This is a genomic window from Achromobacter sp. (assembly GCF_032113835.1).
Lineage (GTDB): Bacteria > Pseudomonadota > Gammaproteobacteria > Burkholderiales > Burkholderiaceae_B > Achromobacter.
In genome coordinates this window covers 30,896-46,639 of sequence record NZ_DAMCTG010000039.1, presented here as the reverse complement: position 1 = coordinate 46,639, position 15,744 = coordinate 30,896, and the positions used below count along the sequence as shown (strand labels likewise).

Below are 15,744 nucleotides of genomic sequence, written 5' to 3'. Positions count from 1 at the left end.
CCATGTCGGTCAGCATCTTGGACACGGCCATCAGCATGCGCAGGTCGATGGCGGTAGGCTGGTGCCGGGCCAGGATGCGGCTGATGCTTTCGTCGATCTCGACTTCGTGGCGGTTGACTTCCTTTTCCCGCTCACGGACCTTTTCAACCAGCGACATGTCGCCGCTGGCCAGCGCGTCGATCGCTTCCTGGATCATGGCTTCGACCACGCCGCCCATTTGCAAGAATTGCGAACGGACGCTTTCCAGATCGGCGTCGAACTGCTTGTTTGTATGCTCCGTCATCCGGGCTCCCTGCGTGGTTGATCTCATTGCATTGCCCCGAAATTAGAGAGGTTACGAGATGGGCCTGCACAACCGGCAAGGTTATGACCCAAGTGTGACAGGATTATGAATGCGGGCCCCGCACCCCGCAAGACGAGGCGGCAGGACCCGCATCACGACCGGACTCAGGCGCGGCGGGCCAGGCGGCGGATGCCGTTCTGGGTGGCCAGCAGCGCCACGTCGGCGCCGGACAGCGCGAACAGGCCGCAGGTCACGACGCCCGGCAGGTTGTTGACGATGGCCTCGAACGCGGGCGCGTCCGAAATGGAAAGGCCCGACACGTCCAGAATGATGTTGCCGTTATCGGTGACGAAGCCTTCGCGCAGGCAGGGCTCGCCGCCCAGCGCGGTCAGCGCGCGGGCCACGGATTCGCGCGCCATCGGAATGACCTCGAGCGGCAGCGGAAACTTGCCCATCGTCTGGACCAGCTTGGATTCGTCGGCGATGCAGATGAAGCGCTCGGCCACCGACGCCACGATCTTCTCGCGCGTCAGCGCGCCGCCGCCCCCCTTGATCATGTGCAGGTCGGCGTTGATCTCGTCGGCGCCGTCCACGTAGATGGGCATGGTGGACACGTCGTTCAGGTCCAGCACCTTCAGGCCGTGGCCGGCCAGGCGCGCGGCGCTGCGCTCGGAGCTGGCGACCGTCCCGCCGATGCGGCCCTTGAATCGCGCCAGGCCATCGATGAACAGGTCGGCGGTGGAACCGGTGCCCACGCCGATGATGACGTCCGGGCCGGCGACCTGTTCGACGAATTCCAGTGCCGCGTCGGCGGCTTGCTGCTTAAGTTCTTGCTGGGAGAGCATGGCGGTAGAAATGCGGAAAAGTTGCTTGAGCCGGGAAATTTAGCACGCGGCGACGGCGGGCCACGCGCGCGACAGGATGGCCTGGGTGTCGACGCCCGGCGTGTCGACGCCCGGCGTGGCGACGCCCGGCGTAGCGACGCCCGACGTGTCCGTCCCGGCGGCCAGTTCGCCAAACATCCCCGATGTCTCCTGCAGGCGGCTGCGGACAAAGGCCTGCGCCACCGCGTCGGGCGCGTGCTCGATGAGCAGCGCCGCCTGCCACAGGCGCGCCAGCCCGGCCGCGATGCGGCGCGCCTGGAACTGCGCCTGCTCGCCATCGGCCAACAGCGCGCGCCAACGCGCCAGCGCCGCGTCAAAATCCCGGTGCTGCCCCGCGACGCGGGTGAATTCCGCATCCAGCGCCGGCAGCGCGTCGGGCTCGCGTTGCAGCGCTCGCAGCACGTCCAGCGCCATGACGTTGCCCGACCCTTCCCAGATGGAATTGACGGGCGTTTCCCGGTATAGACGCGGCATCGGCCCCTCTTCGACGTAGCCGTTGCCGCCCCAGACCTCCATGCACTCGGCCACGGCGGCGACCGCGCGCTTGCAGACCCACAGCTTGGCGGCCGGCGTGCCGACGCGCACCAGCGCGCGCGCGGCCGCGTCGCCGCGTTCGTCGACGGCGCGCGCCAGGCGCATCGCAAGAACCATCGCCGCTTCGCTTTCGAGCGCCAGGTCGGCCAGCACGTTGCGCATCAGCGGCTGTTCGATCAGCGGCTTGCCGAAGGCCTGGCGGTGCAGCGCATGATGCGCCGATTGCGCCAGGGCCTGGCGCAGCAGCGCCGCGCTGCCCAGCACGCAATCGAGCCGCGTGGTGCCCGCCATTTCCAGCAACACCGCCAGGCCGCGCCCTGGTTCGCCGACCATCACGCCCCAGGCATCTTCGAATTCGACTTCCGAACTGGCGTTGCTCCAGTTGCCCAGCTTGTCCTTCAGGCGCCGCACGCGCACCGCGTTGCGCGGGCCGTCCGGAATCCAGCGGGGGACGAAAAAGCAGCTCAGCCCCTCATCGGTCTGCGCCAGCACCAGATGGGCGTCGGCCTGCGGCACCGAGAAGAACCATTTGTGTCCGACGAGCTGATAGGCGCTGCCGCGCCCCGGCGCACCCAGCGGCGTGGCTCGGGTGGTGACGGCGCGCAGGTCCGAGCCGCCCTGCTTTTCGGTCATGCCCATGCCGATCAGCGCGCTGCGTTTGGCGGTGAGCGGCGCATCGCTGCCGTCGAATTCCCGCGCGTACAACGCGGGCAGCCACTGGCCTGCAAAGTCCAGCACGCCGGCCGGCTCGCGTTGCAGCAGCGGCACGGCGGCAAAGGTCATGGTGGTGGGGCAGAGTGTGCCGGCCTCGACCTGGCCCTGCATCAGATAGGCGGCGGCGCGCGCCACCTGTGCGCCCGGCGCGGACTGCATCCACGCGCGGCTGTGCAGGCCGCGCGCCATGATGCCGCTCATCAGCACGTTCCAGGCGGGGTGAAATTCGATGCGGTCCACGCGATGGCCGGCGCGGTCGTAGCTGACCAGGCGCGGCGGACAGCGGTTGGCTTCGACGCCCGCGGCCAGCGTCTGCGCCCTGCCCAGCCAGGCGCCGTGCGCGTTCAGGTCGCCCGCCCACGCCTCGGCGCCCTCGCGGCGCACGGCCTCGCGCAGCGCCGGATCGGTGTCGTACAGGGAATAGTCTTCCAGGGGCGGCACCTGGTTGAACACGGTATGCGTCGCGAACGATGACATGAAGTCTCCCTGGTTCGAACGGCCGGTGCCGCGCAGGCTGCTCCGTTGACGCTACCCGGCCATGGGCGCCGTCAGGGCCCACGGCCGCAGCGCTTCGACCTGGGCCGCCAGTTCCAGCAGTTGCGCCTCGGCGCCCAGCGGCCCCATCACCTGGATGCCGATCGGCAGCCCGTCCGCGGACATGCCAAACGGAATCGAAATGGCGGGCATGCCGGTCAGGTTGGCCAGCGGCGCGAACGGCGAATAGCCGATGACGCCCTTCTTGCCCAGACGGTAGGCCAGATAATCGGCGTTGTCCATGGCGTAGCGGCCGATGGGCGCGGGCGGCAGCGCCAGCACGTGACTGAGGAACAGGTCGTATCCCTGGGCGCCGTCCCGATGCAGGAAGCGCCCGATGCGGCGGGTGATTTCGTGGCAGGTATCGACGCACGCCACGTATTGCGCGCCGGAAATCGCGCGGGCGTATTCCCGCGCGCCAAGCGTGGTGGGTTGCAGTTCGTCGGCGGCCAGACGCCTGCCGCGCGCGGCCACGAAGCTGTCGATGGCATTGGCGGCCGCGCTGGCGATCAGCGGCAGCATCGGTGACAGGACTTCCTCAGAGCCGACGGGCGGCGCCGCCGGCACCAGTTCATGCCCCAACGCGGCGAAGAACTTGGCTGCCTCGTCCAGCGTGGCCGCGACATCCGGATGAATGGCCTCGCCTTCGTAGGTGGTGTTGATGAAGGCAATGCGCCGGCGCGGCGCCGAGCTCGGGTCCGCGGCGACACGCGCCACCACGCCGCGATAGGATTCCGCGGGCGGGACGGGCGCGGCATAAGGCGCGCCCACGTCGGCGCCCGCGCTGATGTCCAGCGCCGCCGCGCAGTCGCGCACGGACAGCGTCATCATGTGTTCGGTAGCGAGGCCGCCCCAGCCCTCCCCTTTGAGCGGTCCCAGCGGCATGAGGCCGCGCGACGGCTTTAAACCCAGCACGCCGCAGCACGACGCGGGGATGCGGATCGAGCCGCCGCCATCGCTGCCGTGCGCGATGCGCACCATGCCGCTGGCCAGCGCCGCCCCGGCGCCGCCGCTGGAGCCGCCCGCGCTGTGGCCCTTTTTCCAGGGATTCTGCGTGGCCGCCCCATAGACGGGCGATTCCGTCGTGGGGCTCAGACCCAGTTCGGCGCTGTTGGTGCGGCCGAACGGAATCAGCCCGGCACGGCGGTAACGTTTGACGATGTCGGCATCGAGGTTCCACTGGACCTGACCGTACAGCACGGACCCCATCGCACTGGGCAGGCCGATGGCCGCCGTGGCAAGGTCCTTGAGCAGAGTCGGCACGCCGAGGAACGGCCGATCGCGCAGCAGCGCCAGGCGCTGTTCGGACGACAGCGACGCCAGTTCGCCGTCCAGCGTCTGCGCCAGCCGCAGCCCGGCTTCGGCCTGCACGCCGCAGGCGGCGTTGATGGATGGATTGCGCGCTGCGACGCGCTCGACCGCCTGCTGCATGGCAGTCAGCGCGGTGGTGGCGCCTTGGGCGATGTCGGCGCCCAGCGCCGTCGCGTCGAGAGAAGAGGAATCATGGCGTTCGGCGATGCTCATGCTGACGATGCTCCAGGTATCGACGGCGAAGTGCCGCATGCATGAGGATATCGGCTGCGCGTGAGGTCAACAAGCGCACCCCGCGGCAAGCCATGCCGCGAGGTTCCGAAAAGCCCGGATCAGACGGCGCCGGCGGACGGCGCCGGGGGTTCCTCGGCGTCGTCGTCCTCGGGATCTGCAGCCTCGGCCGACGCCCCGCCCAGCAGGCGCAACGCGTCGGCTTCCGGCAGCGCCTCCACCCCCTTCAGGTTGCGCAGCATGGCGCGGGTGCGCACCTCGGTCTGGCCGATCTTGTTGCTGGCGGTGTCCAGGGTCTTCTTGACGCTGGCAAGCGATTCGCCGAACTTGCCGAACTCGGTCTTCACGGCCCGCAGCACCTGCCATACCTCGGAGGAACGCTGTTCGATCGCCAGCGTCCGGAATCCCATCTGCAGGCTGTTCAGCAGTGCGGCCAGATTGCTCGGACCCGCCACGTTGACCCGCAGGTCGTGCAGTTTGTCGAGCAGACCCGGACGGCGCAGCACCTCGGCATACAGGCTTTCCGTGGGCAGGAACATGATGGCGAAGTCGGTCGTGTGCGGCGGCGCGATGTACTTGCCGGCGATCAGGCGCGCCTGCACCTCGACCGCACGGCCCAGCGCGGCCCCGGCCACCTTGACGCCTTCGGCGTCGGCCGCTTCCTGCGCGTCCATCAGGCGCTCGTATTCTTCCTTGGGGAACTTGGCGTCGATCGGCAGCCAGACCGGATCGCCGCCATCGCCGCGCCCGGGCAGCCGGATGGCAAATTCGACGGCCGCATCGCTGCCCGGGACGGGTTTGACGTTGCTGGCGTACTGATCCGGCGTCATGTTGTCCTCGATCAGCCGGGCCAACTGCACTTCGCCCCACGTGCCGCGGGACTTCACGTTGGTCAGCACGCGCTTCAAGTCGCCAACCCCGGCCGCCAGCGCCTGCATTTCACCCAGCCCCTTGTGCACGGCCTCCAGGCGGTCGGACACCAGCTTGAAGGACTCGCCCAGCCGCTGCTCCAGCGTGGCATGCAGCTTTTCGTCCACGGTCCGGCGCATCTCGTCGAGCTTGGCGCTGTTGTCCGACTGCAGCGATTGCAGGCGCTGATCCACGGTGGCGCGCACTTCCATCAGGCGCCGCTCGTTGATCTGAATGAGGCCCTGCAATTGCTCCGAGAACCCTGCGGCAAAGCGCGCCAGCGATTCGGCGGACTCGGCCCGGGCGGCTTGCGCATCGCGCGACAGGCCCGCGCGCAGGTCGCCATGCGACTGCGACAGTTCCTGCCGCAGCGCGCGCGTGGATTCCGAAAACTCGCTGCGCAGGCCGCGCTGGCCTTCGGCGATGTCGGCGCGCAGCGCGCGCTCGGTGCGTTCCAGGCCTTCCAGCAAGGCCTCCAGGCGAGCGTCGGAAGCGGACGGACGCAGCCAGGCAAGGACGGCGGCCACGAAGGCCAGCACGGCGCCGCCGGCGGCGACCCAAAGCAGAATGTCGTTCAAGAAAGGCATCTCCAAAGCGCGAATTGTAGGTCGCATTCCGCCCCCCTTTCCAGCGGGCAACGTCGGCGTAAAGGCGCGGCGGGAGCAAGAGGATTAAACTGGCGTCCACCTGAATGGATCCCCGCGCTTCTTTGAACTCCGCCGACCGCTCCGCCTGCCCGCCTGCCGTCTCATTCCCGTCCGTGTTCGGACCGCTGAACCTGGATTCGGCAACGCCGCTCGCCACGGGCGGTGACCGGCACATTTTCCAGCACCCGAATTCCCCGTCCCTGCTCGTCAAGGTCATGGACATGCGCGCGCGGGCGATCTACCTGGAAGCCCGGCCGTTCAAGCGCTGGTACAAGCAGTATCAGCGCGAAAGCGCCTACCGCGTGTACCTGAACGAAATCTCGGAATACGTCACCACCACGACGCGCCCATCCGGCGTGTGGCAGGTGCCCATGGCGCGCATCGTCGGGGTGGCGCAGACCTCGCTGGGGCTGGGCCTCGTGGTCGAGAAGATCACGGACGAAGCCGGCAACATGGCGCCGACCGTGACCGACCTGGCCAAGAAAGGCCTGGTCGACGATGCCCTGAAGGCGCAGCTCGATGAATTCTTCGATGACCTGGCAGACGCGCACGTCGTGGTGCATGACATGTCGACCAGCAACATCGCCGTGGGCCTGAACGCCGACGGCAAGCGGGGGCTGTACCTGATCGACGGCTTTGGCGTACTGCCCCTGATCCCGCTGTATGCGTGGAGCAAGCGGCTGAACCGCCGCCGCCTTATGCGCAAGTACGCCGAACTGCGCGAATCCCTGGCCCGGCGCGTGCGCGAAGCCGGCTTCTAGCCGCCCGCCGGGGCCTCGGGCAGCACGATGCCCTGCCGGTCCACCCACACGTAGTCATGCCCCGCGCGCTGTCCGCGCCGCAGCGGGTTGCGCGTGCAGAACGCGGCGTACGCCGGGTCCACGAAACGGTAGCTCAGGTGTTCGTCGCGCCCCGCCGGAATGCCCAGCCGCGTGGTGCAGATGAGATACGGCGGCGACTCGCCCACGTCTTCCACGTACAAGGCGTCGGGATCAAAACGGCGGGCGTCCCATTCAGGCACTTTCAGGCCCAGCGACCGGCACAGCAGCGTCTGGCCCGCGCACAGCGCGCCCAGCGGCCGGGGCCGGCCTTGCGCATCGGGATTCAGTTCGCGCATCCGTTCGAGCGACTCGGGGCCGGACAGCGTGTCGGTCCATGGATAAGCCGATTTGATCAGCACCGCATTGCCGGGGCCGCCCGCGCTGAAATTCAGCGAATCGCCCCCGCGGGCGTAGTACATGTAGATGGTGCCGCCGTCCATGAACAGGGCGCGGCGCTTGTGGGTGTAGCCCAGCGAGGCATGGCTGCCCCGCTCTTCCAGGTAATAGGCCTCGGTCTCGATGATGCGGGCCGACAGCCACAGGCCGCCGACCCGGTGGCGGATCACCTTGCCGGGCAACTCGCGCGCCAGCTGGGCCGCGTCGCGGTCAAAGAAGGCGTCCGGCAGGGCGCGTCCGGCCGCGCCGCGGGCCTCAGGCGAAACGTTCGCCGTAGCGCTTTTCACTGAAACCAACACTCACCTCGCCATCCGGCGTGACGGTAACCGGACGCCGCACCAGGGCCGGATACTCGGCGATCAGCTTGGTCCACTGGGCGTCGGTGTGGGCCGTCTTGCGGTCCTCGGGCAGGTTGCGCCACGTCATGGAGGCGCGGTTGACCAGCTTTTCCCAGCCGCCGACCTGCTCGGACCAGGACTTGAGCGTCGCGGCCGGCACCGGATCGTCGCGGTAGTCGACGAAGGTGTGGTCGACGCCATGCTCGGTCAGCCAGTCGCGCGCCTTCACGCAGGTGCTGCACTTGGTCAGGCCATACAGGGTGGTTTGCGTCATTTGGATTCGGACTCCTTGCGCCATTGCATGCGGTTGGCGAGGATCACGCACGTGCCCACCGCCAGGATGAACAGGGTGGCCAGCGCGTTGATCTCGGGCTTGAGGCCCAGCCGCACCCGGGAGAAGACCTCCATGGGCAGCGTGCTGGAGCCGGGGCCGGACAGGAATGACGCGATGACGACGTCGTCCAGCGACAGCGTGAACGACAGCAGCCAGGCAGAGGCCAACGCCGGCGCGATGAGCGGCAGCGTGATCTTGAAGAACACGGTGATCGGCGTGGCGCCCAGGTCCAGCGCGGCCTCTTCCAGCGAGCGGTCCAGGTCGCGGATGCGGGTCTGGATGACGACGGCCACGAACGCCATGCACAGCGTCACGTGCCCCACCCAGATCGTGAACATGCCGTTCTGCTCGGGCCAGCCCAGCGCGCCGCGGACCTCGACGAACATCAGCAGCAGCGAGATGCCCAGCACGACCTCCGGAATCACCAGCGGCGCGCTCAGCATGCCGACGTACAGCGCAAAGCCGCGGAAACGGCCCATGCGTCCCAGGACGTAACCCGCCCAGGTGCCGATGATGACGGCTGCGGTGGCTGTCAGCACGGCGATGCGGAACGACAGCCAGGCGGCGCGCAGCAGCGCGTCGTCGTTGACCAGCGAGTGATACCAGCGGAAAGAGAACCCGGTCCACGACGTGACCGAGGGCGACTCGTTGAACGAAAACACCATCAGGCTGAGGATGGGCACGTACAGGAAGAAGTAGCCCAGTCCCAGCACCACGGCGCGCAGCGTCTTGTTCGGGCCGTTCATTTGCGGTCTCCGCCCTGCTGCTTGACCTGGCTGTACTGGAAGTAAACCAGCGGCACGAGCAGCAGCAACACCATCACGCACGTCACGGCCGACGCCATCGGCCAGTCGGCGTTGTTGAAGAATTCATTCCACATCACGCGGCCTATCATCAGCGTGTTCGCGCCACCCAGCATTTCCGGGATCACATATTCACCGACGGCCGGAATGAACACGAGCATGGCGCCCGCTATCACACCCTGGCGCGACATCGGCACCGTGATCTGCCAGAACGCCTGCCACGGCCGGGCGCCCAGGTCATAGGCGGCTTCGAGCAGGCGCAGGTCCATCTTCACCAGCGTCGCATACAGCGGCAGGATGAAGAACGGCAGGTAGGCATAGACCATGCCGATGTACACGGCCAGATCGGTGCGGTAGATCTCGAGCGGACTGGAGATCAGGCCCAGACCCTGCAGCAGGTTGTTGAGCAGGCCGTCGTTGCGCAGGATGCCCACCCAGGCATAGACACGCAAAAGCAGCGACGTCCAGAACGGCAGGATCACCGCCAGCAGCAGCAGGTTGCGCACGCGCGCCGACGACCGGGCGATGTAGTACGCAATGGGATAGCCCATCAGCACGCAGACCAGCGTGGTGATGCCGGCGATCTTCACCGAGCTGAGGTACGTGCGGAAATACTGGTTTTCCGTGAACAGCAGGATGTAGCCGCGCAGGTGCAAGCTGAACTGGATCGCCTCGTCCTGGAACTGCGCCAGCGACGTGTACGGCGGAATGCCGAACTTCATTTCGGCAAAGCTGATCTTCAGCACCAGAAGGAACGGCAGCAGCAGAAACAGCACCAGCCAGGCGAACGGCGGCACCACCGCCAGGGCCCTGCCCGACGGGAGCCAGTCGCGGGGCGAAAAGCGGATCATGACGCCAGCACCGTCGCGCTGTCGGCGTCCCAGCTCACGAAGATTTCTTCGTCGATGCCCGGCGCGTCCATCTGGGCCAGCATGCGGCTGGGCACGCTGGCCTCGACCGTCTTGCCGGAATCCAGGCGGATCTGATAGAGCGCGTAACTACCCATCCAGGCCATGTGGCTGACCATGCCGTGGGCCCAGTTGTATTCGCCGTCCGGTTGTTCACGCGAGACCAGCAGGCGCTCGGGCCGGATGGAGACGTGCACTTCCATGCCCAGGGGTTCGCTGACACCGTGGTTCACAAAGAGCGGACGGGTCAGTTCGTCGCATTCGATGGCCACGTGGTCGGGCTCGTCGACCACGATGGTGCCGGTGAACATGTTGGTCGACCCGATGAAGCTGGCGACGAAGCGCGAGTTCGGGAAGGCATAGACGTCCTGCGGCGTGCCGCACTGGACGATCTGGCCTTCGGTCATGACGGCCAGGCGGTGCGCCATGGTCATGGCTTCTTCCTGGTCGTGCGTGACCATGATGCAGGTCACGCCGACCTGCTCCAGGATCTTCACGAGTTCGATCTGCGTCTTCTGGCGGATCTGCTTGTCCAGCGCCGACATGGGTTCGTCGAGCAGAAGCAGCTTGGGACGCTTGACCAGGCTGCGCGCCAGCGCCACGCGCTGCTGCTGCCCGCCCGAAAGCTGGTTGGGCTTGCGGCGCGAATAGCCCGCCATCTGCACCAGGTCCAGCGCCTCGAACACGCGGTCATGGATTTCCGCGCGGTCCACGCCTTCCTGCTTGAGGCCGAAGGCCACGTTGGCCTCGACCGTCATGTGCGGGAACAGCGCGTACGACTGGAACATCATGTTCACGGGCCGGCGGTACGGCGGCACGCTGGTGATGTCCTCGCCGTCCAGCAGGATCTGGCCCGAGGTCACTTCCTCAAAGCCGGCCAGCATGCGCAGCAAGGTCGACTTGCCGCTGCCCGAGCTGCCCAGCAGCGCGAAGATTTCATTTCGCTTGACGGACAGGTTGACCGAACGCACGGCCACCACGTCGCCAAAGATCTTTACAACATCGGAGACCCGGACGAACTCGTCCGGGTCCGCCGCGTGCTGCGCCGAGTAACGGCTATCGTTCATGATGACTAATTTCCCAACTTCAGCTCGGACCACAACTTGTTCTGCAGCCGTGAAATGTTCAAGGGCAGCGCCTTGATCACGTACAGGGTCTTGGAGACCTCGGCGGGCGGGTAGATCATGGGATTTTCAGCCACATCCTTGTTCACGAACTGCCGCGCTTCCTTGTTGGCGTTCGGGTAGAACATGGTGTTGGTGATGGCCGCATGGACCTTCGGCGTTTCGATGTAGTTGATGAACGCCAGCGCCTCTTCGGGATGCGGCGCATCCTTGGGGATGACCATCAGGTCGAACCACGCCGGCGCGCCGCCCTTGGGAATGAAGTAGTTCACTTCATAAGGCTTCTTGGCGTCCTGCGCGCGCTTGCGGGCGATCATCACGTCGCCGGAAAAGCCGTAGACCATGCAAAGATCGCCCACGGCCAGTTCGTCGATGTAGCCCGACGAACTGAACTGGCGGATGTACGGACGGATCTTCTTCAGCACTTCCATCGCGGCCTGGTAGTCGGCGGTGTTGGTGCTGTTGGGGTCTTTGCCCAGGTACTTGAGCACGGCCGGGAACACCTGCGCGGCTTCGTCCAGCATGGAGATGCCGCACTCCTTCAGCTTGGCGGCGTTCTCGGGCTTGAAGATCATGTCCCAGTTGGCCAGGTCCACGTCGTCGCCCATGATCTGCTTGACCTTGGTGACGTTATAGCCCAGGCCGTTGGTGCCGTAGCCCCACGGAATGGCGTGTTCGTTGCCGGGATCGACCGTGGCGACCAGCGCCATGACTTCGGGGTCCAGGTACTTCCAGTTGGGGATCTTGGACTTGTCCAGCTTCTGGAACAGGCCGGCTTCGATCTGGCGCGAGGCGTAATGGGTGGACGGGACAACGACGTCGTAACCCGATTTGCCGGCCAGCAGCTTGGCCTGCAATGCGTCGTTGCTGTCGTAGACGTCATAGCGGACCTTGATGCCGGTTTCCTTTTCAAAACCCGGGATCGTGTCCGGCGCCGTGTATTCGGCCCAGTTGTAGACGTTGACGACCTTGTTTTGCGCCATCGCCGCCGATGTGGCCGCCGCGACCAGCACCGCGCCGAGCGCCCAGCGCATTCCCGCCTTAAGTTCCATTATGTCCAGCCCCCTTGCTCTATGCCGTTTGTGACAGGAGTACCAAAAGGCGAAATGATAAAGCCATTTTGCGATGACCTGCCCAACTTTGCGGGGTAATTGGCGCAACTGCCCCCGGGGCGGCATGCGGCGGGCGGGCCGGCCGTCAGGGCTGGATTCCGATGCCCCAGGCCGTCCAGTAGCTGTCGCGCATGCGCATCCAGAATCGGTCGCCGGCTTCGCCGGCCACCTTGCGCAGCGACCGGCGCAGCCGGTCGAGATTGGCCTGGCGCTGCCGCTCCGACAGCCCGCCCTGCGTGCCGCGGTCAAAGTCGATGAGCCAGACCCGGCCGTCGTTGCCAATAAGGATGTTGAACGCGTTCAGGTCGGCATGCCAGACGCCCGCCCGGTGCATGCGCACGATGGCATCGGCCACCGGCTGCCACAGGGGCTCGGAAAGCGCCTGCGCCAACGGGCGCACGCCGGGAATGCGCTCGACCACGATCGCGGCGCGGTAGATCGGGCCCTGGCGCCAGTAAGCCGCCGCCAGCGGCGCCGGCACCGGCAGCCCTTGCGCGCGCAGGGCGGCCAGCAGCCGGTATTCGCGAAAACTTCGCGTGCGAGATTCGCCGTTCCAGAGATACGCGTCGCGGCTGATGCGGGCGATCATGCCGCCGCGGCGGTAGCGCCGCAGCACGCCCTGCCAGCCCTGCCCTTCCACGAACCACGCGGCCTGGCGTCCGCCTGCGTCCACGGGCCGCGCCCGGTCGCCATAGTGCCCGGGGTTGAAGACTTCGGGACCGGCGTCCGCAAGGCGCCGGGCGTCGCTGAGCATGGCGCCGGCCAGCGGGCCATCCCAGGCGGTGCGCCGCGCGCCGGATTGATCGTCACCCTTCACGGTTGCGCATCCAGTCGGCCACGCCGTAGAACGATTCGAGCAGTCGCTCGACCAGGACGGGCTCGATGCCCTCGTCTTCCATTGCCCGGCCGATACAGGTCACCCATTGGTCGCGCTCGACCTCGCCGATGGAAAACGGCAGGTGGCGCGCCCGCAGGCGGGGATGGCCGAAGCGTTCGATGTAGTGGTCCGGGCCGCCGAAATAGCCGCACAGGAACCAGAAGAGCTTGTCGCGCGCCTCGTCCAGGCTGGGGCCGTGGGCGGCGCGCAGTTCCTTGAGGTCGGGCTCCATGTCCATCAGGTCATAGAAGCGGTCGACGAGGGCGCGCACGCCGGCTTCGCCGCCAAGAACGTCAAACATTGTGCGGGAGTTTTCCACGGGTTCTGTAATGGTGTGGACGCGGGACGTCATCAGGTTTCTCGGAGGGTGACGAGCGGCGGCGTGCGCAGGACGCCGCGCAGGGCAAGCGCGCCGCCCGCCCAGGCGCCCAGCATGCCGGTGCCGATGCCGGCCAGCCACGGCCAGAGGCTGAGGGTAATGGTGAAGTCGAACACCTGGGTTGATAAAACCCAAGCGATGGCGGTCGCGCCGGCCGCCGCCAGAAGGCCTGCAAGACCGCCCACCGCCCACAGCTCGATGCGCTGCGAACGGGCAAGCTGACGGCGCGTGGCGCCCAGCGCGCGCAGCACCGCCGCCTCGCGCATGCGTTCGTCGCGCGTCGCGGTCAGCGCCGCGGACAGCACCAGCACGCCGGCGGCCAGGGTGAAGAGGAACAGCAGTTGCACGGCGCGGCCCACTTCATTCAGCACGGACTGCAACTGCTGCAGGATGGCGCCCACGTCGAACACCGTCAGGTTCGGAAACTCCCGCACCAGGGCGGGCAGCACCGCCGCCTTTTCGGGCGGCAGGTAGAAGGAGGTGATCCAGCTCTGGGGCATGTCGGCCAGTGCGGCGGGGGTCAGGATGGCGAAAAAATTGACGCGCATCGTATCCCAATCCACGCGGCGGATGCTCGACACCGCCACCTCGACCTGCTGGCCGGCCACGTCGAACGTCATCTTGTCGCCCAGCCCGATGCGCAGCGACTGCGCCAGCCCCGCCTCCAGCGAGACCTCGGCCGAGCCCGGCGTCAGCCAGCGGCCCTGCTCGATGCGGTTGGACGACGGCATCTCGTCGCCATAGGACAGGTTGAACTCGCGGTCCACCAGGCGCTTGGCGCGCGGCTCCTCATAATCGTCCGGTCCGACCGGCTTGCCGTTGACGGCGATCAGCCGCCCCCGGACCATCGGCGACAGCGTGATGCGGCCCAGGCCTTCGCGCGTCAGCGCGTCGGTCACGGCCTGGCGCTGGTCCGGCTGCACGTTGATCAGGAAGCGGTTGGGCGCGTCCGGCGGCATGGTGCGTTGCCAGCCCTGGATCAGATCGGTGCGCGTCATGGTCAAAAGCAGCAGCGCCATCAGGCCGACCGCCAGGGCGCAGACCTGGGTGATCGTGGCTGCCCGGCGGCGCACCACGCCCGCCAGCGCAAAGCGCAGCGCGGGCAGTCCGGCGGCCAGCCGGCGCACGCGCGCCAGGCCCAGGATGCACAGCCAGGCGACCAGCGCGAACACGCCAAAGGCACCCAGAAAGCCCCCGGCCACCACGCCGCCCAGCTTGGCGTCGCCCGCGAACCACCAGATCAGCAGCGCAAACCCCACCGCGCCCAGCACGTAACCGAAGGCGCTGCGCGCGCTGATCGTGTCCGCGTCACGCCGCAGGACGCGGGCGGGCGGCACATGGCGCAGTTGCGCGAGCGCCGGCAGCGCGAAGCCCAAGAGCAGCAGCACGCCGGTCAGCAGGCCTTGCAACGCCGGAATGGCCGACGGCGCCGGCAAGGTCGTGTCGATCAGCGAACCCAGCAGCATGACCAGCACCTGATGCACGCCGAATCCCAGCAGGCAGCCGGCGGCCGACGAGAACAGCCCGACCAGCGTGAACTCCAGCGTCAGCATGCGGGCGACCTGCGATTGCACGGCGCCCAGGCAGCGCATGACCGCGATGCCGTCGCGGTGGCGCGTCATGTAACGCCCCGCCGCCAGCGCGACGGCCACGGCCGAGATCAGCACGGCCAGCAGCGCGACCAGCGACAGGAAGCGCTGCGCGCGGTCCAGCGTGCGGCGCACTTCCGGGCGGCCCGATTCCAGGGTGGCGATCTTCTGGCCGCGCTTCAGATTCTGGTTCAGCCAGGTGGAATACCCGGCCACGGCGTCCGGCTGGCCGGCGACCAGCATGGCATAGCCGATGCGGCTACCCGGCGCGATCAGGCCGGTGGCCGGCAGGTCGCTGGCGCGCAGCAGCACGCGCGGGGCGACGTTGACGAACTGCATGCCCTTGTCCGGCTCATAGGTGATGACGCGGTCGATGCGCATGTGGGCGTCGCCCACGTTCAGCGTGTCGCCCACCTTCAGGTTCAAGAGCGCCAACAACTGCGCGTCGACCCACACCGCGCCTTCAGGCGGAACGTCTCGCGTGGGCGCATCGGGCGCGAACGGCGCATCCGCCACCCGCAAGGCCCCGCGCAGCGGATACCCGGGCTCCACCGCTTTCAGCGCCGCCAGCTGCGCGCCGTCCCCGGCGCCCACCATGGACGGAAACTGCCACGTGCCGGAAACGGTCAGCCCGCGCTCGCGGGCCTGATCCTTGAAGGCTGCGGGCACGGGCTCGTCGGCGTCCAGCACCAGATCGGCGCCCAGCATCTGCCCGGCGTCGCGTTCCAGCGCGCGGCCGACCCGGTCGGCCAGAAAGCCCACGCTGGTGACGGCGGCCACCGCCACGACCAGCGCCAGGACCAGCAGGCGAAGCTCGCCGGCGCGCGCGTCGCGCATCATCATCCGGGCGCCCAGGCGCAAGGTGGACCAGAAACCAGGGCGCTTGGCCTGTGACATATCAGGGAAATCCATCATTCGACTATGTTAACTAAGCGCCTGTAGGGCGTCCGAATCCCGATATCATCCCGGGGCGGGAGGCGAAGCCGCCCATAAAGATAACCAATTCCGGAGAAGAC

15 protein-coding genes are annotated in these 15,744 nt (G+C 67.4%); 1 reads left to right on the top strand and 14 read right to left on the bottom strand.

Annotation, left to right across the window (positions count from 1 at the left end):
* The 5 genes from RT697_RS15240 to rmuC all read right to left on the bottom strand — a co-directional run.
* A partial coding sequence (locus RT697_RS15240; RefSeq protein WP_313699914.1) for a PhoU domain-containing protein occupies positions 1-283 on the bottom strand: 283 nt, incomplete at its 3' end.
* 164 nt (positions 284-447) lie between these two features.
* Positions 448-1,128 carry a ribose-5-phosphate isomerase RpiA gene (gene rpiA / locus RT697_RS15235; protein WP_313699912.1) on the bottom strand — a complete coding sequence of 227 codons (681 nt, stop codon included), beginning with the start codon at positions 1,126-1,128 and terminating at the stop codon, positions 448-450.
* 39 nt (positions 1,129-1,167) lie between these two features.
* On the bottom strand, positions 1,168-2,892 hold the full coding sequence (locus tag RT697_RS15230; protein ID WP_313699910.1) for an isovaleryl-CoA dehydrogenase: 1,725 nt from the start codon (positions 2,890-2,892) through the stop codon (positions 1,168-1,170).
* Between the two features lie 51 nt (positions 2,893-2,943).
* The gene (locus tag RT697_RS15225) at positions 2,944-4,512 is read right to left on the bottom strand and encodes an amidase (protein ID WP_313699908.1); all 1,569 of its coding nucleotides are present in this window, start codon (positions 4,510-4,512) and stop codon (positions 2,944-2,946) included.
* 80 nt (positions 4,513-4,592) lie between these two features.
* The gene (rmuC, locus tag RT697_RS15220; RefSeq protein ID WP_409517441.1) at positions 4,593-5,978 is read right to left on the bottom strand and encodes a DNA recombination protein RmuC; all 1,386 of its coding nucleotides are present in this window, start codon (positions 5,976-5,978) and stop codon (positions 4,593-4,595) included.
* A 113-nt stretch (positions 5,979-6,091) separates the two neighbouring features.
* Here rmuC and RT697_RS15215 point away from each other — a divergent pair, with 113 nt between their 5' ends.
* Complete coding sequence (locus RT697_RS15215; protein WP_313699905.1) at positions 6,092-6,808, top strand: PhoP regulatory network YrbL family protein; 717 nt, start codon at positions 6,092-6,094, stop codon at positions 6,806-6,808.
* Here the strand turns inward: RT697_RS15215 and RT697_RS15210 are convergent.
* The 9 genes from RT697_RS15210 to RT697_RS15170 all read right to left on the bottom strand — a co-directional run bounded on the left by RT697_RS15210 (position 6,805) and on the right by RT697_RS15170 (position 15,643).
* Positions 6,805-7,551: a DNA-3-methyladenine glycosylase gene (locus RT697_RS15210; RefSeq protein WP_313699903.1), complete on the bottom strand. Its 747-nt coding sequence runs from the start codon at positions 7,549-7,551 to the stop codon at positions 6,805-6,807. The genes RT697_RS15215 and RT697_RS15210 overlap by 4 nt on opposite strands.
* Complete coding sequence (locus RT697_RS15205) at positions 7,520-7,876, bottom strand: arsenate reductase (protein ID WP_313699902.1); 357 nt, start codon at positions 7,874-7,876, stop codon at positions 7,520-7,522. Before RT697_RS15205 ends, RT697_RS15210 begins: the two co-directional genes overlap by 32 nt.
* Positions 7,873-8,682, bottom strand: a complete 810-nt coding sequence (locus RT697_RS15200; RefSeq protein ID WP_313699900.1) for an ABC transporter permease subunit — start codon at positions 8,680-8,682, stop codon at positions 7,873-7,875. Before RT697_RS15200 ends, RT697_RS15205 begins: the two co-directional genes overlap by 4 nt.
* Positions 8,679-9,590 carry an ABC transporter permease subunit gene (locus RT697_RS15195; protein WP_056567140.1) on the bottom strand — a complete coding sequence of 304 codons (912 nt, stop codon included), beginning with the start codon at positions 9,588-9,590 and terminating at the stop codon, positions 8,679-8,681. The genes RT697_RS15200 and RT697_RS15195 overlap by 4 nt, the downstream gene beginning before the upstream one ends.
* Positions 9,587-10,714, bottom strand: coding sequence for a polyamine ABC transporter ATP-binding protein (locus RT697_RS15190; RefSeq protein ID WP_313699898.1), 1,128 nt, complete (start codon positions 10,712-10,714; stop codon positions 9,587-9,589). The genes RT697_RS15195 and RT697_RS15190 overlap by 4 nt, the downstream gene beginning before the upstream one ends.
* Before the next feature lie 5 nt (positions 10,715-10,719).
* Positions 10,720-11,823, bottom strand: coding sequence for a polyamine ABC transporter substrate-binding protein (locus RT697_RS15185; RefSeq protein ID WP_313699896.1), 1,104 nt, complete (start codon positions 11,821-11,823; stop codon positions 10,720-10,722).
* A 145-nt stretch (positions 11,824-11,968) separates the two neighbouring features.
* Positions 11,969-12,700, bottom strand: coding sequence for a 3-deoxy-D-manno-octulosonic acid kinase (locus tag RT697_RS15180; protein ID WP_313699894.1), 732 nt, complete (start codon positions 12,698-12,700; stop codon positions 11,969-11,971).
* Entirely contained in the window at positions 12,690-13,112 is a 423-nt protein-coding gene (locus RT697_RS15175; RefSeq protein WP_313699893.1) for a group II truncated hemoglobin, read from the bottom strand. The genes RT697_RS15180 and RT697_RS15175 overlap by 11 nt, the downstream gene beginning before the upstream one ends.
* The gene (locus tag RT697_RS15170; protein ID WP_313699891.1) at positions 13,112-15,643 is read right to left on the bottom strand and encodes an FtsX-like permease family protein; all 2,532 of its coding nucleotides are present in this window, start codon (positions 15,641-15,643) and stop codon (positions 13,112-13,114) included. Before RT697_RS15170 ends, RT697_RS15175 begins: the two co-directional genes overlap by 1 nt.
* Positions 15,644-15,744: the final 101 nt, after the last annotated feature.

Excerpts from the sequence above, each read along its gene's own strand:
- rpiA (WP_313699912.1), bottom strand. The coding sequence starts at position 1,128 with ATGCTCTCCCAGCAAGAACTTAAGCAGCAAGCCGCCGACGCGGCACTG.
- RT697_RS15230 (WP_313699910.1), bottom strand. The coding sequence starts at position 2,892 with ATGTCATCGTTCGCGACGCATACCGTGTTCAACCAGGTGCCGCCCCTG.
- RT697_RS15225 (WP_313699908.1), bottom strand. The coding sequence starts at position 4,512 with ATGCGGCACTTCGCCGTCGATACCTGGAGCATCGTCAGCATGAGCATC.
- RT697_RS15215 (WP_313699905.1), top strand. The coding sequence starts at position 6,092 with ATGGATCCCCGCGCTTCTTTGAACTCCGCCGACCGCTCCGCCTGCCCG.
- RT697_RS15205 (WP_313699902.1), bottom strand. The coding sequence starts at position 7,876 with ATGACGCAAACCACCCTGTATGGCCTGACCAAGTGCAGCACCTGCGTG.
- RT697_RS15200 (WP_313699900.1), bottom strand. The coding sequence starts at position 8,682 with ATGAACGGCCCGAACAAGACGCTGCGCGCCGTGGTGCTGGGACTGGGC.
- RT697_RS15195 (WP_056567140.1), bottom strand. The coding sequence starts at position 9,590 with ATGATCCGCTTTTCGCCCCGCGACTGGCTCCCGTCGGGCAGGGCCCTG.
- RT697_RS15190 (WP_313699898.1), bottom strand. The coding sequence starts at position 10,714 with ATGAACGATAGCCGTTACTCGGCGCAGCACGCGGCGGACCCGGACGAG.
- RT697_RS15185 (WP_313699896.1), bottom strand. The coding sequence starts at position 11,823 with ATGGAACTTAAGGCGGGAATGCGCTGGGCGCTCGGCGCGGTGCTGGTC.
- RT697_RS15175 (WP_313699893.1), bottom strand. The coding sequence starts at position 13,112 with ATGACGTCCCGCGTCCACACCATTACAGAACCCGTGGAAAACTCCCGC.
- RT697_RS15170 (WP_313699891.1), bottom strand. The coding sequence starts at position 15,643 with ATGATGGATTTCCCTGATATGTCACAGGCCAAGCGCCCTGGTTTCTGG.